22 protein-coding genes and 1 riboswitch are annotated in these 20,537 nt (G+C 46.8%); of the genes, 19 read left to right on the top strand and 3 right to left on the bottom strand.

Annotation, left to right across the window (positions count from 1 at the left end; all coding sequences use genetic code 11):
- Positions 1-6: 6 nt before the first annotated feature.
- The 9 genes from dppA to H7F27_RS13900 all read left to right on the top strand — a co-directional run bounded on the left by dppA (position 7) and on the right by H7F27_RS13900 (position 9,432).
- Positions 7-831: a D-aminopeptidase DppA gene (gene dppA, locus H7F27_RS13940; protein ID WP_024121100.1), complete on the top strand. Its 825-nt coding sequence runs from the start codon at positions 7-9 to the stop codon at positions 829-831.
- A gap of 15 nt (positions 832-846) precedes the next feature.
- Positions 847-1,773 carry a dipeptide ABC transporter permease DppB gene (gene dppB, locus H7F27_RS13935; RefSeq protein WP_044156207.1) on the top strand — a complete coding sequence of 309 codons (927 nt, stop codon included), beginning with the start codon at positions 847-849 and terminating at the stop codon, positions 1,771-1,773.
- Positions 1,774-1,778: 5 nt separating this feature from the next.
- Positions 1,779-2,741, top strand: a complete 963-nt coding sequence (gene dppC, locus H7F27_RS13930; protein ID WP_024121102.1) for a dipeptide ABC transporter permease DppC — start codon at positions 1,779-1,781, stop codon at positions 2,739-2,741.
- Positions 2,742-2,745: 4 nt separating this feature from the next.
- The gene (locus H7F27_RS13925; protein WP_185848040.1) at positions 2,746-3,753 is read left to right on the top strand and encodes an ABC transporter ATP-binding protein; all 1,008 of its coding nucleotides are present in this window, start codon (positions 2,746-2,748) and stop codon (positions 3,751-3,753) included.
- An 18-nt stretch (positions 3,754-3,771) separates the two neighbouring features.
- Complete coding sequence (gene dppE / locus H7F27_RS13920; protein ID WP_038954184.1) at positions 3,772-5,403, top strand: dipeptide ABC transporter substrate-binding protein DppE; 1,632 nt, start codon at positions 3,772-3,774, stop codon at positions 5,401-5,403.
- A gap of 107 nt (positions 5,404-5,510) precedes the next feature.
- A complete protein-coding gene (locus H7F27_RS13915) occupies positions 5,511-6,446 on the top strand; it encodes a S66 peptidase family protein (RefSeq protein ID WP_185848039.1) in 936 nt (311 codons plus the stop codon).
- A 2-nt stretch (positions 6,447-6,448) separates the two neighbouring features.
- Positions 6,449-7,549, top strand: a complete 1,101-nt coding sequence (gene ykfB / locus H7F27_RS13910) for an L-Ala-D/L-Glu epimerase (protein WP_105953626.1) — start codon at positions 6,449-6,451, stop codon at positions 7,547-7,549.
- Positions 7,546-8,436: a gamma-D-glutamyl-L-lysine dipeptidyl-peptidase gene (locus H7F27_RS13905; protein ID WP_185848038.1), complete on the top strand. Its 891-nt coding sequence runs from the start codon at positions 7,546-7,548 to the stop codon at positions 8,434-8,436. Before ykfB ends, H7F27_RS13905 begins: the two co-directional genes overlap by 4 nt.
- Before the next feature lie 12 nt (positions 8,437-8,448).
- Positions 8,449-9,432, top strand: a complete 984-nt coding sequence (locus H7F27_RS13900; RefSeq protein ID WP_105953624.1) for an ABC transporter ATP-binding protein — start codon at positions 8,449-8,451, stop codon at positions 9,430-9,432.
- Between the two features lie 38 nt (positions 9,433-9,470).
- Here the strand turns inward: H7F27_RS13900 and pgl are convergent, their stop codons facing one another.
- Both pgl and H7F27_RS13890 read right to left on the bottom strand, forming a co-directional pair.
- On the bottom strand, positions 9,471-10,520 hold the full coding sequence (gene pgl, locus H7F27_RS13895) for a 6-phosphogluconolactonase (protein ID WP_185848037.1): 1,050 nt from the start codon (positions 10,518-10,520) through the stop codon (positions 9,471-9,473).
- Positions 10,521-10,609: 89 nt separating this feature from the next.
- Complete coding sequence (locus H7F27_RS13890; protein ID WP_185848036.1) at positions 10,610-11,470, bottom strand: dimethylarginine dimethylaminohydrolase family protein; 861 nt, start codon at positions 11,468-11,470, stop codon at positions 10,610-10,612.
- Positions 11,471-11,658: 188 nt separating this feature from the next.
- On the opposite strand from H7F27_RS13890, the gene H7F27_RS13885 reads away from it, so the two are divergent.
- A complete protein-coding gene (locus tag H7F27_RS13885) occupies positions 11,659-12,177 on the top strand; it encodes an acyl-CoA thioesterase (RefSeq protein ID WP_185848035.1) in 519 nt (172 codons plus the stop codon).
- A 252-nt stretch (positions 12,178-12,429) separates the two neighbouring features.
- Positions 12,430-13,632: an NO-inducible flavohemoprotein gene (gene hmpA, locus H7F27_RS13880; RefSeq protein WP_185848034.1), complete on the top strand. Its 1,203-nt coding sequence runs from the start codon at positions 12,430-12,432 to the stop codon at positions 13,630-13,632.
- 73 nt (positions 13,633-13,705) lie between these two features.
- On the opposite strand, the gene H7F27_RS13875 is transcribed toward hmpA, so the two are convergent.
- The gene (locus H7F27_RS13875; RefSeq protein ID WP_106020431.1) at positions 13,706-13,930 is read right to left on the bottom strand and encodes a hypothetical protein; all 225 of its coding nucleotides are present in this window, start codon (positions 13,928-13,930) and stop codon (positions 13,706-13,708) included.
- Positions 13,931-14,080: 150 nt separating this feature from the next.
- Here H7F27_RS13875 and H7F27_RS13870 point away from each other — a divergent pair, with 150 nt between their 5' ends.
- The 8 genes from H7F27_RS13870 to proA all read left to right on the top strand — a co-directional run bounded on the left by H7F27_RS13870 (position 14,081) and on the right by proA (position 20,531).
- On the top strand, positions 14,081-14,812 hold the full coding sequence (locus tag H7F27_RS13870; RefSeq protein WP_024121113.1) for a DUF421 domain-containing protein: 732 nt from the start codon (positions 14,081-14,083) through the stop codon (positions 14,810-14,812).
- A 113-nt stretch (positions 14,813-14,925) separates the two neighbouring features.
- Positions 14,926-15,453: a DinB family protein gene (locus H7F27_RS13865; protein WP_185848033.1), complete on the top strand. Its 528-nt coding sequence runs from the start codon at positions 14,926-14,928 to the stop codon at positions 15,451-15,453.
- A complete protein-coding gene (locus H7F27_RS13860) occupies positions 15,443-15,958 on the top strand; it encodes a GNAT family N-acetyltransferase (RefSeq protein WP_095713471.1) in 516 nt (171 codons plus the stop codon). Before H7F27_RS13865 ends, H7F27_RS13860 begins: the two co-directional genes overlap by 11 nt.
- A 32-nt stretch (positions 15,959-15,990) precedes the next feature.
- Positions 15,991-16,103: riboswitch (guanidine-I (ykkC/yxkD leader) on the top strand.
- An 82-nt stretch (positions 16,104-16,185) separates the two neighbouring features.
- On the top strand, positions 16,186-16,524 hold the full coding sequence (locus H7F27_RS13855) for a DMT family transporter (RefSeq protein ID WP_024121115.1): 339 nt from the start codon (positions 16,186-16,188) through the stop codon (positions 16,522-16,524).
- Positions 16,524-16,841 carry a DMT family transporter gene (locus H7F27_RS13850; RefSeq protein WP_024121116.1) on the top strand — a complete coding sequence of 106 codons (318 nt, stop codon included), beginning with the start codon at positions 16,524-16,526 and terminating at the stop codon, positions 16,839-16,841. The genes H7F27_RS13855 and H7F27_RS13850 overlap by 1 nt, the downstream gene beginning before the upstream one ends.
- A 70-nt stretch (positions 16,842-16,911) precedes the next feature.
- Positions 16,912-17,814 carry a formyltetrahydrofolate deformylase gene (gene purU / locus H7F27_RS13845; RefSeq protein WP_185848032.1) on the top strand — a complete coding sequence of 301 codons (903 nt, stop codon included), beginning with the start codon at positions 16,912-16,914 and terminating at the stop codon, positions 17,812-17,814.
- Between the two features lie 360 nt (positions 17,815-18,174).
- Complete coding sequence (proB, locus tag H7F27_RS13840) at positions 18,175-19,272, top strand: glutamate 5-kinase (RefSeq protein WP_185848031.1); 1,098 nt, start codon at positions 18,175-18,177, stop codon at positions 19,270-19,272.
- Between the two features lie 11 nt (positions 19,273-19,283).
- On the top strand, positions 19,284-20,531 hold the full coding sequence (proA, locus tag H7F27_RS13835) for a glutamate-5-semialdehyde dehydrogenase (protein WP_185848030.1): 1,248 nt from the start codon (positions 19,284-19,286) through the stop codon (positions 20,529-20,531).
- Positions 20,532-20,537 lie beyond the last annotated feature (6 nt).

Raw genomic sequence — 20,537 nt, 5'->3', positions numbered from 1 at the left:
AGCGTTATGAAACTGTACATGTCAGTAGATATGGAGGGTATTTCAGGTCTTCCGGATGATACCTTTGTTGATTCCGGCAAGCGTAATTATGAACGCGGACGGCTGATCATGACCGAAGAAGCAAACTACTGTATTACCGAAGCGTTTAACAGCGGGTGTACGGAGGTGCTGGTGAATGACAGCCATTCGAAAATGAATAATTTGATGATTGAAAAGCTTCATCCCGAGGCAGATTTGATCTCCGGCGATGTTAAACCATTTTCAATGGTGCAGGGGCTAGATGATACTTTCACGGGTGCTTTGTTTCTCGGTTATCACGCAAGAGCCTCAACTCCCGGTGTCATGTCTCATAGCATGATTTTCGGTGTCCGTCATTTTTACATAAATGATCAGCCTGTCGGTGAGCTTGGATTAAATGCTTACGTTGCCGGTTATTACGATGTCCCGGTAATAATGGTAGCCGGTGATGACCGGGCGGCCAAAGAAGCTGAAGAGCTCATCCCGAATGTCACGACAGCTGCTGTTAAACAAACGATTTCAAGGTCTGCAGTCAAATGTCTGTCGCCTGCGAAAGCCGGCCGGCTGCTGACAGAAAAAACCGCATATGCCTTGCAGAACAAAGATAAAGTTAAACCGCTTACACCGCCTGACAGGCCTGTATTAAGCATTGAATTTGCCAATTACGGCCAAGCTGAGTGGGCTCATCTAATGCCGGGTACAGAAATCAAACCGGGAACCACAACCGTTCAATTTCAGGCGAAGGATATGCTTGAAGCCTATCAGGCTATGCTTGTCATGACTGAACTGGCAATGCGAACATCATTCTGCTAAAGGGGTGTTAAGGCTTTGGCAAGATATATAATGAAGCGTTTTTGGGCAATGGCAGCTACGATTTTGGTCATTACCACCCTGACTTTTGTTCTGATGAAGGTCATTCCCGGATCTCCTTTTAATGAGGAGAGAGGCACAAATGAAGCGGTTCAAAGAAATCTCGAAGCCTACTATCACTTAGACGATCCTCTCATTATCCAATACATCATCTATCTAAAATCCATCATTACATTCGATTTTGGCCCTTCTATTAAAAAACCGTCAGACAGCGTAAATGATATGCTGGAACGCGGATTTCCTGTTTCCTTCGAACTTGGGATGGCAGCGATTGTCATTGCTGTGATATCAGGGCTGATACTTGGCGTAACCGCCGCGCTGCGCCGCAACGGCTTTTTGGACTACGCTGCGATGAGCCTCGCGGTACTCGGCATTTCCATCCCGAATTTCATTATGGCGACGTTGCTTATTCAGCAGTTTGCCGTCAATTTTAAACTATTTCCCGCCGCTACGTGGACGAGCCCGATCCATATGGTGCTTCCGACCGCAGCGCTTGCAGTTGGACCGATGGCGATTATCGCCAGGCTGACAAGATCAAGCATGGTCGAAGTCCTGACACAGGATTATATCCGCACAGCGAAAGCAAAAGGGCTGTCTCCGCTCAAAATTATCGTAAAACACGCACTCAGAAACGCGCTCATGCCCGTCATTACCGTACTGGGAACTCTCGTTGCCAGCATTTTAACAGGAAGTTTTGTTATTGAAAAAATCTTTGCCATTCCCGGAATGGGAAAATATTTTGTCGAAAGCATTAATCAGCGGGACTATCCCGTGATTATGGGAACGACCGTTTTTTACAGCGTCATTTTGATCGTAATGCTGTTTTTGGTCGACTTGGCCTACGGTCTGCTGGACCCGCGCATTAAACTGCATAAGAAAGGGTGAAGCGTATGAATCTCCCTGTACAAACAGATGAACGCCAGCCGCAGCAGCACGCTCAGGTGCCGGACGAATGGTTTGTTTCGAATCAGGAAAAGACCCAAGAGACCGATTCAGTCAAACGGCCGAGTTTATCCTATGCGCAGGATGCCTGGAGAAGGCTGAAAAAAAATAAACTAGCGATGGCCGGGCTTTTTATTCTTTTATTTCTATTTGTGATGGCAGCAATTGGTCCTTTTTTATCTCCTCACAGTGTCGAGCGCCAATCGCTGACAGAACAAAATCTTCCGCCTTCTGCAGATCATTGGTTCGGTACCGATGAGCTTGGCCGGGATGTGTTTACACGAACATGGTACGGAGCGAGGATTTCGTTATTTGTCGGAGTGATGGCCGCACTGATTGATTTTTTGATCGGTGTCATTTACGGAGGCATTGCCGGCTATAAAGGCGGCAGAACAGACAGTGTCATGATGCGGATTATTGAAGTGCTGTACGGGCTGCCGTATCTTCTTGTTGTCATTTTGCTGATGGTCTTGATGGGTCCGGGGCTCGGCACCATTATCGTAGCGCTGACTGTTACGGGATGGGTCGGCATGGCGAGAATTGTAAGAGGCCAAGTGCTGCAAATAAAAAATTACGAGTATGTGCTCGCCTCGAAAACCTTTGGTGCAAAAACCTTTCGCATCATCCGCAAAAATTTGCTGCCGAATACAATGGGCGCGATCATCGTACAAATGACTTTAACTGTACCTACCGCCATATTCGCAGAATCATTTTTGAGCTTTCTCGGTCTCGGCATTCAAGCGCCGTTTGCCAGCTGGGGTGTGATGGCGAATGACGGCCTGCCGACCATTTTGTCTGGGCATTGGTGGCGCCTGTTCTTTCCTGCCTTTTTCATCTCGTTAACGATGTACGCGTTTAATGTGCTGGGGGACGGATTGCAGGATGCACTGGACCCTAAGCTAAGGAGGTAGCTGTATGGAGAAAGTTCTGTCAGTCAATGATTTGCACGTTTCTTTTACGACTTACGGCGGGACGGTTCAGGCGGTCAGAGGCGTGAACTTCGATTTGTACAAAGGCGAAACCTTTGCCATTGTCGGTGAATCGGGCTGCGGCAAGAGCGTCACCTCTCAAAGCATTATGGGACTGCTCCCGCCCTATTCAGCGAAGGTGACAGACGGCAGCATTTTATTTAAAAACAAAGACCTTTGCCGTCTCTCTGACAGAGAAATGAGGAGCATAAGGGGCGCGGACATTTCAATGATTTTTCAAGACCCGATGACGGCGCTAAACCCGACGCTGACTGTCGGCGACCAGCTGGCGGAAGCGCTTCTTCGTCACAAAAGGATGACGAAAAAGGCGGCTGAGAAAGAGGTTCTGTCCATGCTTGCATTGGTCGGCATTCCGGATCCTGAAGCACGCCTGAAGCAGTACCCCCATCAATTCAGCGGCGGCATGAGACAGCGGATTGTCATTGCGATGGCGCTGATCTGCGAGCCTGATATTTTAATAGCGGATGAACCGACAACTGCCCTTGACGTCACCATACAGGCGCAAATACTGGAACTATTTAAAGAGATTCAGCGAAAAACAAAGGTTTCTGTCATTTTGATCACACACGATTTAGGCGTGGTTGCCCAGGTTGCTGACAGGGTGGCTGTTATGTATGCCGGAAAAATAGCGGAAATTGGCACGAGAAAAGATATATTTTACAAGCCGCAGCACCCTTATACAAAAGGGCTGCTGAATTCTGTCCCGCGGCTGGATCTTGAGGGCGCGGAGCTGATTCCGATTGACGGCACGCCGCCGGATTTATTTTCACCGCCGCCGGGCTGCCCATTTGCCGCCCGCTGTCCGAGCAGAATGATCGTGTGCGACAGGGTATACCCTGATCAAACCGTTCGATCCGGCACGCACGCTGTTCACTGCTGGCTTCAGGATAAACGGGCTGAGCACGCGGTGCTGCCGGGAGCGAAGGATGAATAACGAAAAAGGGGGAAGAGGATGAAGAGAGTGAAGAAGCTATGGGGAATGGGCCTTGCACTGGGACTTTCATTTGCGCTGATGGGATGTACAGCTAATGAGCAGGCTGGAAAAGAAAGCGGAGAAGATAAGGCAAAGACAAGCGGAGAAAAGGTACTGTACTTAAATAATGAAAATGAACCGACCTCGTTTGATCCGCCGATCGGTTTTAATAACGTGTCTTGGCAGCCGTTAAATAACATCATGGAAGGGTTAACGCGCCTCGGCAAAGACAATGAACCGGAGCCGGCGATGGCAGAGAAGTGGTCTGTGTCGAAAGACAAGAAAACGTACACATTTACGATTCGGGAAAATGCGAAATGGACGAACGGAGACCCTGTGACAGCCGGAGATTTTGAATACGCTTGGAAACGGATGCTTGACCCGAAAACAGGAGCTTCTTCCGCGTTTCTCGGCTATTTTATTGAAGGCGGCGAAGCCTATAACAGCGGAAAAGGGAAAAGAGACGATGTGAAGGTGACGGCAAAGGATGATCACACCCTTGAAGTGACGCTTGCCGCACCGCAAAAATATTTCCTGAGCGTGGTGTCAAACCCGGCGTATTTTCCGGTTAACGAAAAAGTCGACAAAGAAAATCCAAAGTGGTTTGCTGAAGCCGATACATTTGTCGGAAACGGCCCGTTTAAACTGTCAGAATGGAAGCATGATGACAGCATCACAATGGAAAAAAGCGATACGTACTGGGATAAAGAAACCGTGAAGCTTGACAAAGTGAAATGGGCAATGGTGAGTGACAGAAATACAGATTACCAAATGTTCCAGTCCGGTGAATTGGACACCGCATACGTACCGGCTGAGCTAAGTGACCAGCTGCTGGATCAAGACAACGTGCACATCGTTGATCAGGCGGGTTTATACTTTTACCGCTTTAATGTCAATATGGAGCCGTTTCAAAATGAAAACATCAGAAAAGCTTTCGCAATGGCTGTTGATCAGAAGGAAATCGTAAAATACGTCACGAAAAACAATGAAAAACCGGCACACGCTTTTGTTTCGCCCGGGTTTACACAGCCTGACGGCAAGGACTTTCGGGAAGGGGGCGGAGACCTGATCACACCAAATGAAAACAAAGCGAAGCAGCTGCTGGAAAAAGGAATGAAGGAAGAGAAGTATGACAAGCTGCCTGCGGTCACGCTTACTTACAGTACGAAACCGGAGCATAAAAAGATTGCTGAAGCCATCCAGCAAAAATTGAAAAACACCCTTGGCGTCGATGTGAAGCTGGCCAATATGGAGTGGAACGTGTTTTTAGAGGAGCAAAAAGCGCTTAAGTTTCAATTCTCACAAAGCTCATTTCTGCCTGACTATGCGGACCCTATCAGTTTTCTGGAAGCCTTCCAAACAGGAAATTCAATGAACCGCACAGGCTGGACCAACAAAGAATATGATCAGCTGATGAAACAGGCGAAAAATGAAGCGGATGAAAAAACGCGTTTTTCACTCATGCATAAGGCGGAAAAGCTTCTCATCAATGAAGCGCCGATCATTCCGGTTTATTTCTATAATCAGGTCAATCTGCAAAACGAACATGTAAAGGACATCGTCCGGCACCCTGTCGGCTACATCGATTTAAAATGGGCCGATAAAAACTAACGCGGCGCTTGAGAAAATACTGCTCTCTTTATGTGAAGGAGCGGTATTTTTTCTCTTATTTGCACGTATACGTAGGGTGCAGAGCAAATGAAGGGAGCTGATCGGAGTTGAATCACAAGCCGAACGCACTGAAAAAAGGCGATACAGTCGGTGTCATCGCACCTGCAAGCCCGCCTGATCCGAAAAAGCTTGAAACGGCGCTTTTGTTTTTAGAGGAACTCGGTCTTCAGGTAAAGCTGGGCAAGGCGCTGAAAAACCAGCACGGCTATTTAGCTGGACAGGATGATGAGCGGCTGGCTGATCTGCACGAGATGTTCAAAGACCAGGAGGTGAAAGCGGTGCTGTGCGCATGCGGAGGCTTTGGCACGGGACGGATCGCTTCAGGCATTGATTACAGCTTGCTCCGCAAACATCCTAAAATCTTTTGGGGATACAGTGATATTACGTTTTTACATACCGCCATCCATCAAAACACAGGCCTCGTCACTTTTCACGGGCCGATGCTCAGCTCAGATATAGGCCTGGAAGACGTTCATCCCCTGACAAAAGCGTCATATGAGCAGCTGTTTCAAGAGACAGTATTCATCTATACAGAAAAGCTTTCTCCGCTGACGGTGCTTGTTCCGGGAAAAGCGGAAGGAGAGCTTGTCGGCGGCAATCTTTCCTTGCTGTCATCGACACTCGGCACGCCGTTTGAAATTGATACGAGGGGAAAGCTCCTGTTTATTGAAGACATTGATGAAGAGCCGTATCAAATTGACCGGATGCTGAATCAGCTGAAAATGGCAGGGAAGCTGGCGGACGCAGCCGGTATTCTTGTTTGTGATTTTCATAACTGCATCCCGGTGAAGCGGGAGAAATCTTTGACACTTGAGCAGGTGCTCGAAGACTATATTGTGTCCGCCGGAAGGCCAGCTCTTAGAGGGTTTAAGATCGGCCACTGTTCGCCGAGTATTGCCGTTCCGATCGGTGCGCACGCTGCCATGGATACAGCCGAAAAAACGGTCGTCATTGAGGCGGGCGTTTCTGAAGGGGCGCTTTGAGTATGAAGATCACAAAAATAGACACGAAACGGGTCGCCGTGCCGCTGACAAAGCCGTTTAAAACGGCGCTTCGCACAGTGTATACGGCTGAATCTGTTATCGTAACGATCACTTATGATAATGGCGCAATCGGATGGGGAGAAGCGCCTCCGACGATTGTGATTACCGGAGACAGCATGGACAGTATTGAAAGTGCGATTCACAACGTCTTAAAGCCGGCACTGCTTGGAAGAAGACTGTCCGGCTGCGAGGCCATTCTGCATGACATCCAGCATCTTCTGGAAGGGAATCAAAGCGCAAAAGCAGCTGTAGAAATGGCTGTATACGATGGCTGGGCACAGATGAGCGGACAGCCGCTTTACCAAATGCTCGGCGGATATCGAAGCACACTTGAAACGGACTACACCGTCAGTGTGAACTCGCCTGAAGAGATGGCGGCGGATGCAGAGAGCTTTCTTAAACAAGGCTTTCAAACGCTAAAAATAAAGGTTGGCAGAGATGACATTGAGACAGATATCTCCCGTATTCAAGAAATCAGAAAGCGTGTCGGGCCTGGGGTAAAGCTGCGTTTGGATGCCAATCAGGGATGGGTGCCGAAAGAAGCGGTAACGGCCATTCGGAAAATGGAGGATGCCGGCCTGGACATTGAGCTTGTCGAGCAGCCTGTCCATAAGGATGATCTTGCCGGGCTCAAGAAAGTTACGGATGCAACGGACACCCCAATCATGGCTGATGAAAGTGTATTTACTCCGCGACAGGCATTCGAAGTCCTTCAAACCCGAAGCGCCGATCTGATCAATATTAAATTGATGAAGGCAGGAGGAATCAGCGGTGCAGAGAAAATCAATGCCATGGCTGAGATTTGCGGGGTGGAGTGCATGGTCGGCAGCATGATCGAAACAAAGCTTGGCATAACAGCTGCGGCGCATTTCGCGGCAAGCAAAAAAAACATTACCCGCTTTGATTTCGACGCCCCGCTCATGCTGAAAACGGATTTGATCAAGGGCGGGATTATTTACAGCGGCAGCACGATTACGATGCCTGACAAACCTGGTCTTGGCATTACCGGAGTCGTGCATCAGAAAGGAGGGATGGAGACATGAACCATACAGTAATATCAGCAGTTGCCAACGTATGGACAGCACCTGATACACCTCGTCCATTTGATCAAACAATGCTCGATCAAACCGTGTCGATCAGAAAATGGCTGAAGAGCATGACCTATGATCAGCGGCTTGGGTTGTGTACAGATAATGTGATCCAGACGCAGGTTCTTTTTGGCGAGGAGGTGCTGGTCACGGCAGAACAGGATGAATGGGTGTCTGTCGTGGTGCCCGGCCAGTCATCCCGCAAGGATAAACGCGGTTATCCGGGCTGGATGAAAAAGAACCAGCTGAAAAACACAAATCTCACACAATCGAATCACACCGTGGCGGTCAGCAAACCAACAGCTTTTTTGTATGGGGATACCGGAGATAAGGAAATTGAACTGAGCTTCTTAACTGCTCTGCCTCTCATTGGGGAAGAGGACGGCTTTTTCAAGGTATCGACTCCTTTTGGAGATAGGCTCCTGCGACAAACTGATGCGGCGCTTGTTCGGAATAAGAAAGGAACGGCGGAAGACATCATTCAGACAGGGGCAAGTTTTCTCGGGCTTCCTTATTTATGGGGAGGTATAAGCGGGTTTGGATTTGACTGCTCTGGTTTTATGTACAGCGTATTTAAAGCAAATGGATACAGAATTCCCCGAGATGCGGGAGACCAGGCGAAAACAGGGAAGGAAGTGCCGCTTCACGACATCGGTACCGGTGATCTGCTGTTTTTTGCATATGAGGAAGGAAAAGGAGCAATTCATCACGTTGGCCTGTCCATAGGAGACGGAAAAATGCTCCATTCTCCTAAAACAGGGAAATCGATCGAAATCATCACGCTGAAAGATACAGGATATGAAAAAGAGCTTTGTGCGGCACGCCGCTGTTTTTCAGAATGAGGAGGGAGACACATGACACCACTGCTAGAGGTCAGTCAGCTGAAAATGCATTTTGACGCAGGGAAAAAGCGAACAGTCAAAGCGGTCGACGGGGTAACCTTCCAGATTCATGAGGGGGAGACGTTCGGGCTTGTCGGAGAATCCGGCTGCGGGAAATCAACCTTGGGAAGAGTGCTGATGCGTCTTTACCATCCCACAGAAGGAAGCGTCAAATACCGCGGAACAAATCTTCACGCCCTCAGTGAGAAAGAGCAGTTTGCCTATAACCGCAAACTGCAGATGATTTTTCAGGACCCTTATGCATCGCTCAATCCGCGGATGACCGTTCGAGAAATCATTCTAGAGCCGATGGAAATTCACAATCTTTACAATACCCGTAAAGCGCGGCTTCTCGTTGTGGACGAGCTGCTGGAGGCAGTGGGGCTTCACCCGGATTTCGGCAGCCGTTACCCGCATGAATTCAGCGGCGGTCAAAGGCAGAGAATCGGGATTGCCAGAGCGCTTTCATTGAATCCGGAGTTTATCGTAGCGGACGAACCGATTTCTGCGCTTGATGTGTCGGTTCAGGCGCAAGTGGTCAACCTGCTGAAGCGGCTTCAAAAAGAAAAAGGGCTCACATTCCTGTTTATTGCCCATGATTTATCGATGGTAAAGCATATCAGCGACAGGATCGGCGTTATGTACTTAGGCCACATGATGGAAATTACAGATAGCGGCACATTGTATCGTGAACCGCTGCACCCGTATACGAAGGCGCTGCTGTCCTCGATTCCGATTCCGGACCCTGAATTAGAGGACAAGCGTGAGCGCATCATTTTAAAAGGGGAGCTGCCGAGTCCGGTACATCCGCCGAGCGGCTGTGTGTTTCGGACGCGCTGCCCGGAGGCGATGCCTGAATGCGGAGAATCACGCCCTTTGCTTCAAGAAATCGAAGCCGGCCGTTTCGTTGCCTGCCATTTATATCGAAATGCTGAAACGAAAGAAAAGGTAAGATAAACAAAAAGCTGGCTCCGTTGTTGGGAGCCAGCTTTCTTTTATGATTGCTGTAAAAATTTTACGCACACCGGATAAGGGACAGAAACGGTTGAAGGAAGCAGCGTCAGCCGGCCTGTCTCTGTGTCTCTTTCAAACAATACGAGATTGCCTGTTTCTTCATTTGAAGCAACGAGGAAGGTCTCCGTTGGATCCAGCACAAAGTCACGAGGCCAGTTTCCTTCAGTCGATACTCTTTCCACAAATGCCAGCTCGCCTGAATATTGATTCACTTCAAACACAGCGATGCTGTCATGGCCGCGGTTTGCAACGTAAACAAAACGCCCATCCTGAGTGACGTGAATGGCGCTTCCCTGGCTGTTATCTGTGAAATCATCAGGGATGGCAGAGACGACTTGAAGTTCTCTGAATTCGCCGGCTGTCGGATTGTATTCAAGCGCGATCACTTCATTGCTTAATTCTGTCATGACATATGCGTATTTTTCTTTCGGGTGAAAAGCGATATGACGAGGGCCTGCACCGGGAGCGAAGGAATGGCTTCCGGATTCAGTTAATTCACCGTCTTTCAGCTTATAGGTGTACAGTTTATCTGTTCCTAAGTCAACCGCTACGACATAATTATGTTCAGGTGTAAAGCCCGCATAGTGTGTATGCGGCTTTTCCTGTCTCTCATGCGGACCCTTTCCTGTATGGGCGGCTTCTGAAGCGGGAGATTGCAAACCTCCGTCTTGTTGAACCGGAAAAGCGTGCACCTTCCCGCTGTGATAGTTGGCTGTCAATACGAATTGCTGATGATCATCGACGCTCACGTGGCATGGCGATGGGCCATCGATTAACTGATGATTCAGAAATGTTAATTCGCCGCTGTTTTTATCGATTTTATAGGCAGCAATACCGCCTTTACCGTCTGCTTTTTCAATTGAATAAAGAATCGTGTTGTCTTTATTCGGCGTCACATATGTGGGGTTTCCCAGCTTTGCGGCAAGTTTTGGCTCGCTGAGTGTTTTTTTCTCAGTATCCAGCTCGAATGAATAAATGCCTTCACTTCCGCCTTTTGTATATGTTCCGACATATCCTATGTACTTTGTCATGCGATTTCCCCCTTAAAAATGATGTCATCTCTATATTAACGTATCTTAAAGAAATACGCTGTTCAAAACATGAAAAAGGGGAATATTCTTCATTCGCCTCGAATGAGCGGCATCGTACAGCATCTGAAGGAACCGCCTGATTTGATAATTTCTGACAAGTCAATTTCGATGATGTGATAGCCTCTTTTGGATAATTCACGATTCACATGACGATTGCCCGGCAGGCTGATGATGGTTTTTCTGCCGATAGACAGGACGTTGGTGCCAAGTGTAAATTGTTCGTTTTCGGGTACCTCAATGAGATTGTAACGCTCTGCCAGCATATCGACTTCCTGCTGCGGAAGGGCTTCAGGGTAGATTAATGCTTCGCTTTCAGAAATAATATTAAATACGCAGTCCAGATGCAGAAATTTTTCATGGAGCGGAACTGGGATGATGGTATATTCAGGAAGCTCTTCTTGCAGCTGGCCGACCGCTGAGATGTCCGTGCGCTGGCTGATTCCGACATAAACGGTATCACCATCTATGACGACGTCCCCGCCTTCAATGCTAGTATCCAGCATCCGGGTATAAGGAATCCCTTGATTGTGGAAAAATTCTTTTATCACAGCTTCTTCCCCTTGGCGAATGGGCTCAGTCATGCTGGAAAGAAAGGCTTTTTCCCCGATGACAAAACCGATATCCCGGGTAAATACCTGCTCAGGCAGTCCGTGCTGAACAGGCAAAAGGATGACCTCAATGCTGTGTGACCTGAGCTCTTCTACTAAGCGTTTGTGCTGCTCTTTGGCGGATTTGACCTGAATATTGTCATCTTCAAAATGTTTTTGGGTTTCATTAATAACGTCCTTAATTGTCATATGCTCGGGTTTGCATAAAATAACTTTCTTCAAGGTGTCATATTCTGTTTGGCATACCGTTTTGTGCTGATGTTTTGGAACGGATACATCCATTTGTTTCTCCTCCTGACCGTGTGAAGAATACGTATATTATTCCCTCGTCAGCCAAATCATTAAACATTTAAGAAAGAAAACCTGACAGACCAATCATTTTAAATTTTAGACAAATGGATGAGAATATTGTTTAATAGGAGAATATGAGTGCATTTACTAATCGATCAGACATCAAAGGGGAGAAAGGTATGGAAGCACAGGAAACAAAATATTGTAAAGAGTCAAAGGTTGTGAAAACCAGCAGGGTATTCCCTCTCGATACGAACAATCATAATACGCTGTTTGGCGGAAAACTGATGAGTTATATCGATGATATTGCCTCTATTTCCGCAGCGCGCCATTGCAGACGTGATACGGTAACGGCTTCGATGGACTCTGTCGATTTTCTGAAACCGATCGGGCAAAGGGAGTCTGTCTGCTTGGAATCATATGTGACTTGGGTCGGCACATCTTCCATGGAGGTGTTTGTGAAAGTCATCAAAGAGCATCTGATGACTGGTCAACGGGAGCTCGCCGCGACATCCTTTTTGACCTTTGTCGCATTAGACTCAAACGGCAAGCCGGTGCCTGTGCCGAGAGTTGTACCGGAAACAGAAGAGGAAATCATGCTGCATAACACAGCGGTTCAGCGTGCCAGTGAACGGAAAAACCGAAAAAAACACAGTCAGGCGCTGGCAAATGCGCTTGGAACAGACAAGCCTTGGTAAAACATGAAACCCAAAACATACGTTGTTTTGGGTTTTTTTGTGCCTTCTATTAATTTGCTGATAATGGTGATCATTACAAAGGTTAGTCCGTTTTTGCTAGGGGATTCTATAAAAAAGCAACAATTGTCACGTTAAATTGATAATTTTGTGACAACTTTATTAAAGATTCATTTTGAATATATCTTTTAAAGGTAAGATCATGTATTTTAAAGATATATTTTAAATACATCTTTTCGGAAGGGTTGTTAAACGATGTTAGATAACAAAACAATCGAAATCATAAAAAGCACTGTACCAGTATTACAGCAGCACGGAGAATCTATTACAGGACGTTTTTACGACCTCATGTTCCAAGATCATCCTGAGCTTTTAAACATTTTTAATCAAACAAATCAAAAGAAAAAAACACAGCGTACCGCTCTGGCAAATGCCGTTATTGCAGCTGCAGCCAATATTGACCAGCTTGGCAATATCATTCCGGTCGTCAAACAAATCGGCCATAAACACCGCAGTATCGGTATTAAGCCTGAACATTATCCGATTGTCGGCAAATATTTGCTGATTGCGATTAAAGATGTTTTGGGAGATGCAGCGACCCCTGACATTATGCAGGCGTGGGAGAAAGCGTATGGAGTTATAGCTGACGCTTTTATCGGAATTGAAGAAGAAATGTATGAACAAGCGGAACACCAAACTGGCGGATGGAAGGAGTATAAGTCTTTCGTCGTTGCGAAAAAAGTGCGTGAAAGCAAAGAAATAACATCCTTCTATTTGAAACCGGAAGACGGCAAGCCGTTACCTGAATTTCAAGCAGGGCAGTATATCAGCATTAAAGTCCGGATTCCTGATTCTGAATATACGCATATCCGTCAATACAGCTTGTCTGATATGCCGGGAAAAGACTATTATCGAATTTCAGTTAAGAAAGACGGTGCTGTGTCTTCTTATTTACACGAAGGGCTGCATGAGGGGGATTCATTAGAAATCAGTGCACCGGCAGGAGATTTTGTTTTAGATTCTTCATCCCGCAAAGATCTCGTTTTGCTTAGTGCCGGAGTTGGCATCACACCGATGATCAGCATGCTGAAAACATCAGTTTCCAAACAGCCTGAGCGGCAGATTCTGTTTATCCATGCCGCGAAAAATAGTGAATACCACGCGCTGCGCGATGAAGCAGAAGAGGCAGCAGAGCATTCTTCTGTTAAAACGGCATTTGTGTATCGCGAGCCGACAGAAGAAGACCGCGCGGGTGACATTCAATTTCATGAAGGTCAAATTGACCAGCAGTTCCTCAAAAGCCTGATCGCCAATACAGATGCGGATTATTATATTTGCGGTTCACCGTCATTTATCACTCAAATGCATAAGCTTGTATCGGAGCTCGGGTCAGCGCCAGAGTCTATTCATTACGAACTGTTCGGTCCTCAATTAAGCATCGCACAGTCCATTTCTTAATACACGCAGCTCTTCTCTTATATGAGAAGGGCTTTTTTTAGGAAAATAGAAGAAGGCGGACGAGCGCCTTCTTCTACATCCGCACAATGACTGATCCGCCTCCATTTGTGCATACGCGATTTTGCTGCTCTTGAATCGTTCTCAGCAATTCATTGTTCACCTCGATGGCTCTGATCAAATGCTCCATTTTAAGCTCTAAACCGGCCAGCCTGTCAGCTGTATGGTATGGCTGATAGGCTGCGGATTTTGACTGTATGCTTTCATAGTGCCAATTGGCACTCTTATGCTGATGTTTCATGCTGTCCCTCCAATAACATGACTTTCTACTATGTTATGTGCCTGCATTCTGCACGTTCGCCTATTTGGATGAAGAGGTAAGATATGCATAGCGTTTCAGTTACAGGGAACAATATATTCATTATGACTAGCGGATGGAGGGCAATGATCAGTGTTATGGATGGTATGGGCATTTTTATTCAAGCCTGTTATCGTGTTTTCGATTGCTTATATTTTGTTTCGGCTTGCCGGAAAAAAAGCCGTATCACAAATGAACAATTTTGATTTGCTTTTGACCTTTGCAATCGGAACCATCATCAGTGAGCCGATCCTCACATCCAAGCTGCCAATGTCTATTTATTACGCAGGCGCCTTTTTATTGCTTTATCTTCTGATGAGCAAGCTTGCTCTTTCTAATAAGTGGAGATGGCTGCTGGTGGTCAGTCCGACAGTGTTAATCCGGAACGGGGATATCGATGAGCGTGGACTCAAAAAAGAGAGACTGACCGTCAATGAGCTGCTCGGAAAACTGAGAGAAAAAGGCTATGCTGATCCGGCTGATATTGATCTTGCCATCATTGAAGAAACGGGAGAAGTAAGCGTGATCCCGACAGAAGAAGCGAGAGCAGTGCAGGTGCGGGATTTGAATATGGAGGCTGAACGGAACTTTATCCCGATTCCCCTCATATTGGACGGTGAGATCCTTGATCACAATTTGAAGTACCTTCAAAAAAACCGAAGCTGGCTGTTTGAAAAGCTTGAGGAAAAAGGACACAGCCCAAAACAGCTGTCTTTGGTCACGCTCGGCACGTTAAATGACCGCGGTGACATCTCACTCGATTTGAATACATCCAACGATGCGCACCATGATCCGTATTTGTACAAGCCTGGGAATAACAATTAAATGTGCTGCCGACATTCTTTCGGCGCTTTTTTGATAGATTAGATTGTGCCTTCTGCAAAGGAAATGTTCCCCCTTACGTCAAAATGTACACATAGGTAAGGAGGGAATGGAACATGAGGGACTTATTCATTAGAAAAGACATGGCGCCGACAGTCAGTCTGCTGTATTCCGCAGTGGAAGAAAACAGCCTCCGTCTGGCATCCATTGTTAGCCGCATGACTCACAGAGAGCTATATTATAAGGGGTGCTGTCAAACAAAAAACAGCACGGCACAGCTGATGCAGCATATCGCAAATGTTGATATCAGATGGGTGTGGCGCATAAAGGAGAATCGGGTCCCAGAACATATTGAAGACATTTACGGCCCGATGACAGATGAAAGCGGACGATTGCCTGAACCAAAGAATCAGCTGGGTTTAGAAGAACTTTTGACAAGACATCAACATGTCATAAACGAGCTGAAATCGGTATGTAAGACCTTGACGGAGAACGATTTGCATCAGACGCTTTCTTACGAGGGTGACAAGGCAACAGTAAGATGGGGGATATGGCATATGGCGGATCATAATCGCTATCATCAAGCTCATATTGAAGCCCTTAAAAAAGAATGGAAGCAGGATATGATCAAAAATGCGCGCTGAAACGAAGCTTGTGACCGAACGGATTCGTTTGCGCTGTATGGAGGACCGGGATCAAGAATCTTTACTTGAGCTTTTCAGCGACCCTGAAGTGATGAAATATTATTCCGGTTTAAAAGATAAACGGCAAACCCGCGAGTGGATTGCTTGGAACAAAAGAAATGAAAAAGGGTACCGGGTCAGTCTCTGGATCGCCGAAGACATACAGACGGGGGATTTTTTAGGCCAATGCGGAATCGTGCCTCAGCAAACCGAAAATGAAACGGCAATGGAAATCGGCTATATGTTTGCCCGCCGGCACTGGGGAAACGGCTATGCGCAAGAAGCGGCCAAAGCCTGCCTGGACTATGGTTTCAAGGAGCGGCAGTACGGCAAAATTGCGGCTTTGATTGACCCGGATAACAAAGCGTCTTTACGGGTGGCAGAGAAAATCGGCATGCTTTACAGCCGGACGATCAGAAAATGGAATAAACCGATCGCTGTGTATGAAAGAAAATCTTACAATTGAAGACAGCGTCGAGGTGTAGTATCATAAGACCAGATAAAGTTTTCTAGGGTTCCGCATGTTAATTAACATGGACTGGTCCGAGAGAAAACACATATGCGCATCATAACAGCGCATATGCACACGGAGGGAAAAAAGCCCGGGAGAGTCAAGCTCATTATGAGTCGACTGTCCGGGGTTTTTTTGTTTTCGGAGAATTTTATTGCATAAATAGAAAGGAATGATGTGATATGAAATGGGGATTGGTTGTGCTAGCCGCCGTGTTTGAGGTTGTTTGGGTTGTGGGCTTAAAGCATGCTGACTCAGTCTTAACATGGAGCGGAACTGCCGTCGGTATCATAGTTAGCTTTTATTTGTTAATGAAGGCGACAGCCAGCCTGCCGGTCGGTACCGTATACGCCGTCTTTACAGGCCTTGGCACGGCAGGAACGGTGATGAGTGAAATGTTTCTGTTTCACGAACCGGTCGGATTGCCGAAGCTTTTGTTAATCGGCGTGCTCTTAATCGGTGTGATCGGATTGAAGCTTGTGACACAGGATGAGGCTGATGAAAAAGGAGGCGAGGCATAATGCTTCATTGGATCAGTTTATTAGGCGCGGGATTTTTGGAAATGGCAGGCGTCGCACTTATGAATCAATTTGCGAAAGAAAAAAGCCCCAAATGGGTAGTGCTGATCATTATCGGTTTTGCCGCCTCATTTTCCTTATTATCTTTTGCTATGGAAACCATTCCGATGGGCACCGCTTACGCCGTTTGGACAGGAATCGGCACCGCGGGCGGGGCGCTTATCGGCATTCTCTTTTACAATGAGCCGAAAGACGCCAAACGGATCTTCTTTATCGCTTTAATCTTGTGCTCGGCCGTCGGTTTAAAAATTCTGTCATAAATTGATTTTTATCAAATCTTCAGTATAATGGATAATTAGTTTAGACTTACAAAGATAAGAGGGATTATTCATGAAATCATATATGACCCAGCGGTTAAAAGAATACCGTGACGGAAATGAAGATAAAGGGCGTCTCTTGGTCAGCTGTCCCGATCAGCCGGGAATTGTTGCTGCGGTTTCTGCGTTTTTATTAGAACATGGCGCCAATATTATTGAATCCAATCAATATACGACAGATCCTGAAGGCGGGCGTTTTTTCCTGAGAATTGACTTCGACTGTGAAGGCATTCAGGAGAAAAAAGAAAAACTTCAGGACGCGTTTTCGTCTATTGCGGATACCTTTGACATGACGTGGAGCTTAACGATGGCCAGCGAGCTGAAGCGTGTCGCTATTTTTGTATCAAAGGAGCTTCACTGTCTGCATGAGCTCATTTGGGAATGGCAAACAGGCAATCTCATGGCGGAAATCGCGGTTGTCATCAGCAACCATGAAGATGCGAGAGACCTTGTTGAACCGCTGAACATTCCATTCCACTATTTAAAAGCGAACAAAGATATCAGAGCGGAAGTTGAGAAACAGCAGCTTGAACTGCTGGAGCAATATGATATTGATGTGATCGTTCTTGCTCGCTACATGCAGATCTTAACGCCTGATTTTGTGTCGGCTCATCCGAATCGTATCATCAATATCCACCATTCCTTCCTTCCTGCTTTTATCGGTGCCAATCCGTATAAACGGGCTTATGAGCGTGGGGTCAAATTAATTGGCGCAACTTCTCACTATGTCACAAATGACCTTGATGAAGGGCCGATCATTGAACAGGACATTGAGCGTGTTGACCACCGCGATAATGCCGACGCGCTGAAAAATATCGGCAGAACGATTGAACGCAGCGTTCTTGCCCGCGCTGTGAAATGGCACCTGGAAGACCGCGTGATCGTTCACGAAAATAAAACCATTGTCTTTAACTAGACTGCCAGACGCCCGCGCAATGCGGGCTTTTTTGATGTGGAAAAAACCTTGACAAGAGGCTTTTTTCTTTGCATAATATAAAAAAATCATTGAGCGTTGAAGAGGATTAGTAAGCAGACCTTTCTGTGACAGAGAGCAAAATGAGTAGCTGAAACATTTTGCCGCATGAAACCTGCCGAACCTGCCTCGGAGTCTTAGGGGGAAAACCTAGGCGCATAACCTGGCGTTACAGGGAAGCGGAACGTGCTGAAGTGCGTTCAAACAAGGTGGTACCACGGAAACCCATTTCGTCCTTATTAATGAGGATGAAATGGGTTTTTTATTGTAAGTTGGCTGGCGAAGAGCCGCGGAGGAGAATAAATGAAAAAACAAAGAATAGTAGTGAAGATAGGAAGCAGTTCGCTTACAAATAGCAAAGGAAGCATTGATGAGGTAAAAATCAGAGAACACGTTCAGGCAATTTCTCTTTTGAAAAAAGCGGGGCATGAAATGATTTTGATTACCTCGGGAGCAGTAGCGGCGGGGTTTTCCAGTCTCGGTTATCCGTCCCGTCCTGTTACCCTCAAGGGAAAGCAGGCGGCAGCCGCGGTCGGACAAACACTGTTAATGCAGCAATACATGAATCAATTTAAACAATACTCACTTACCCCGGGACAAATCCTTTTGACGAGAAATGATTTTTCGAAGAGAGAGCGGTATCGAAACGCGTATGCAACGATTATGGAATTACTGGAGCGCGGTGTTATCCCGGTTATTAATGAAAATGATTCTACGTCTGTTGAAGAATTGACTTTTGGCGACAATGATATGCTCTCTGCTTTGGTCAGCGGATTAATTCATGCAGACCAGCTCATGATCCTGACTGACATTAACGGGCTGTATGATGCCAATCCAAATGAAAATCGTGATGCGAAACGATTTGATTATTTGCCGGAGATCACCCCTGAATTGCTGGGATACGCGGGTTCAGCCGGATCAAGGGTCGGCACGGGCGGTATGAAATCAAAGCTGTTAGCTGCACAAACCGCACTGTCTCTTGGGGTCAAAGTATTCATCGGAACAGGCAGCGGCGAACAAAAGCTGGCGGATATTTTAGATGGCAGGGGAGATGGGACTTATATCGGCGACAAGGAGCTATCCTCAGTCAACAATACGAGACAATGGATTCAATTCCACTCGCCGATATCAGGGGAAATCGTCATTGACGCGGGTGCCGAAGAGGCGATGGTTCATAACGGAAGCAGTCTTTTACCGGCTGGCGTAGTGGGCGTGAACGGAAGCTTTCCAAAAGGGGCTGTCGTGGAAGTCCGGGGACCGGGCGGTGTGATCGGCAAAGGCCAGACCCATTATTCATCTGAGGAGATTATGGAGGCAAAAGGAAAACGAAGCAATGAGCTTGATTTTGACAAAACGTTTGAGGTCATTCACAGGAATGACTGGGTCAACTTAAAAGACTAGGGGGCGGAAAAATGAGTGAAGTTTCTGTAAAATCGACGCTGGCGAAAGAAGCAGCAGCTGAAATGATGATGAAAACAACGGCTGAAAAAAATGAGGCGCTCAGTCTCATTGCAAATGGACTCCGTAAAAAATTGGATTTTCTCTTATCGGAAAATGCAAAAGACATTGAGAACGGAAAAGCAAATGGGTTAACACCCGATGTCATTGACCGTCTCACGCTGGATGAGAAACGCATACGCGACATCGCGGACGCGGTAGAGCTATTGATTGATCTGGCTGACCCAGTCGGCGAATCTCTTGAAACAATTGAAAAAGCGAACGGCCTGTTTATTGAAAAAATCCGTGTGCCGCTCGGTGTTGCCGGAATGATTTACGAGGCGAGGCCAAACGTCACAGTTGATGCGGCTACCCTTTGCCTGAAAACAGGAAATGCGGTTGTCCTGCGGGGGAGCTCCTCGGCCATTCACAGCAACAAAGCACTCGTCAGTGTTATTCACAGAGCGCTTGAGCAATCAGCGCTTCCAATCAACGCTGTGCAGCTGATTGAGGATACCAGCAGAGAGACAGCAAAAGAACTCTTTACGTTAAATGACGGATTGGATGTATTGATTCCGCGTGGAGGAAAAAAACTGATCGATCTCGTTGTAAGAGAATCAACAGTCCCGGTATTAGAAACCGGAGCCGGCAACTGTCATATTTTCATAGATGAAACGGCAAATCAGCAAATGGCTGAAAAGATTGTCATAAACGCCAAAACGCAGCGCCCTTCCGTGTGCAACGCGATTGAATCACTGCTGATCCACAAAGCATGGGCAGAGCAGCACGGAAAAGAATTGCTGACGCAGCTGGAAAAAGCGGGAGTCGAAATCCGCGGCGATGAATTCGTATGCGGGCTTCATTCTTCAAGCAAACAGGCGTCAGAAGAAGATTGGGGAACGGAATACTTAGGGCCTGTCATCAGTGTAAAGACGGTTGAAAGTGTACAGGAAGCTGTGCAGCATATCCAGAAATACGGCACTAATCATTCTGAAGCCATTTTAACTGAAAACGATCAGCATGCGGCTTACTTTCAAACGGCTGTAGACGCCGCCGCGGTCTATCATAACGCGTCGACCCGTTTTACCGATGGCTTTGAATTTGGCTACGGAGCAGAAATCGGCATCAGTACACAAAAGCTTCATGCAAGAGGACCGATGGGGCTTCCTGCATTAACTTCTACAAAATATATCATTAAAGGAACAGGACAAATTCGCGAATAGCACGAT

This window comes from Bacillus sp. PAMC26543, assembly GCF_014250375.1.
Lineage (GTDB): Bacteria > Bacillota > Bacilli > Bacillales > Bacillaceae > Bacillus > Bacillus halotolerans.
The sequence above is the reverse complement of the archived record's forward strand: the minus strand, read 5'-3'. Positions and strand labels throughout refer to the sequence as shown.

Excerpts from the sequence above, each read along its gene's own strand:
- dppA (WP_024121100.1), top strand. The coding sequence starts at position 7 with ATGAAACTGTACATGTCAGTAGATATGGAGGGTATTTCAGGTCTTCCG.
- dppC (WP_024121102.1), top strand. The coding sequence starts at position 1,779 with ATGAATCTCCCTGTACAAACAGATGAACGCCAGCCGCAGCAGCACGCT.
- H7F27_RS13865 (WP_185848033.1), top strand. The coding sequence starts at position 14,926 with ATGAGGGACTTATTCATTAGAAAAGACATGGCGCCGACAGTCAGTCTG.
- pgl (WP_185848037.1), bottom strand. The coding sequence starts at position 10,520 with ATGACAAAGTACATAGGATATGTCGGAACATATACAAAAGGCGGAAGT.
- H7F27_RS13885 (WP_185848035.1), top strand. The coding sequence starts at position 11,659 with ATGGAAGCACAGGAAACAAAATATTGTAAAGAGTCAAAGGTTGTGAAA.
- H7F27_RS13860 (WP_095713471.1), top strand. The coding sequence starts at position 15,443 with ATGCGCGCTGAAACGAAGCTTGTGACCGAACGGATTCGTTTGCGCTGT.
- ykfB (WP_105953626.1), top strand. The coding sequence starts at position 6,449 with ATGAAGATCACAAAAATAGACACGAAACGGGTCGCCGTGCCGCTGACA.
- proA (WP_185848030.1), top strand. The coding sequence starts at position 19,284 with ATGAGTGAAGTTTCTGTAAAATCGACGCTGGCGAAAGAAGCAGCAGCT.
- H7F27_RS13890 (WP_185848036.1), bottom strand. The coding sequence starts at position 11,470 with ATGGATGTATCCGTTCCAAAACATCAGCACAAAACGGTATGCCAAACA.
- H7F27_RS13900 (WP_105953624.1), top strand. The coding sequence starts at position 8,449 with ATGACACCACTGCTAGAGGTCAGTCAGCTGAAAATGCATTTTGACGCA.
- proB (WP_185848031.1), top strand. The coding sequence starts at position 18,175 with ATGAAAAAACAAAGAATAGTAGTGAAGATAGGAAGCAGTTCGCTTACA.
- H7F27_RS13855 (WP_024121115.1), top strand. The coding sequence starts at position 16,186 with ATGAAATGGGGATTGGTTGTGCTAGCCGCCGTGTTTGAGGTTGTTTGG.
- hmpA (WP_185848034.1), top strand. The coding sequence starts at position 12,430 with ATGTTAGATAACAAAACAATCGAAATCATAAAAAGCACTGTACCAGTA.
- dppE (WP_038954184.1), top strand. The coding sequence starts at position 3,772 with ATGAAGAGAGTGAAGAAGCTATGGGGAATGGGCCTTGCACTGGGACTT.
- H7F27_RS13875 (WP_106020431.1), bottom strand. The coding sequence starts at position 13,930 with ATGAAACATCAGCATAAGAGTGCCAATTGGCACTATGAAAGCATACAG.
- H7F27_RS13925 (WP_185848040.1), top strand. The coding sequence starts at position 2,746 with ATGGAGAAAGTTCTGTCAGTCAATGATTTGCACGTTTCTTTTACGACT.
- purU (WP_185848032.1), top strand. The coding sequence starts at position 16,912 with ATGAAATCATATATGACCCAGCGGTTAAAAGAATACCGTGACGGAAAT.
- H7F27_RS13850 (WP_024121116.1), top strand. The coding sequence starts at position 16,524 with ATGCTTCATTGGATCAGTTTATTAGGCGCGGGATTTTTGGAAATGGCA.
- H7F27_RS13905 (WP_185848038.1), top strand. The coding sequence starts at position 7,546 with ATGAACCATACAGTAATATCAGCAGTTGCCAACGTATGGACAGCACCT.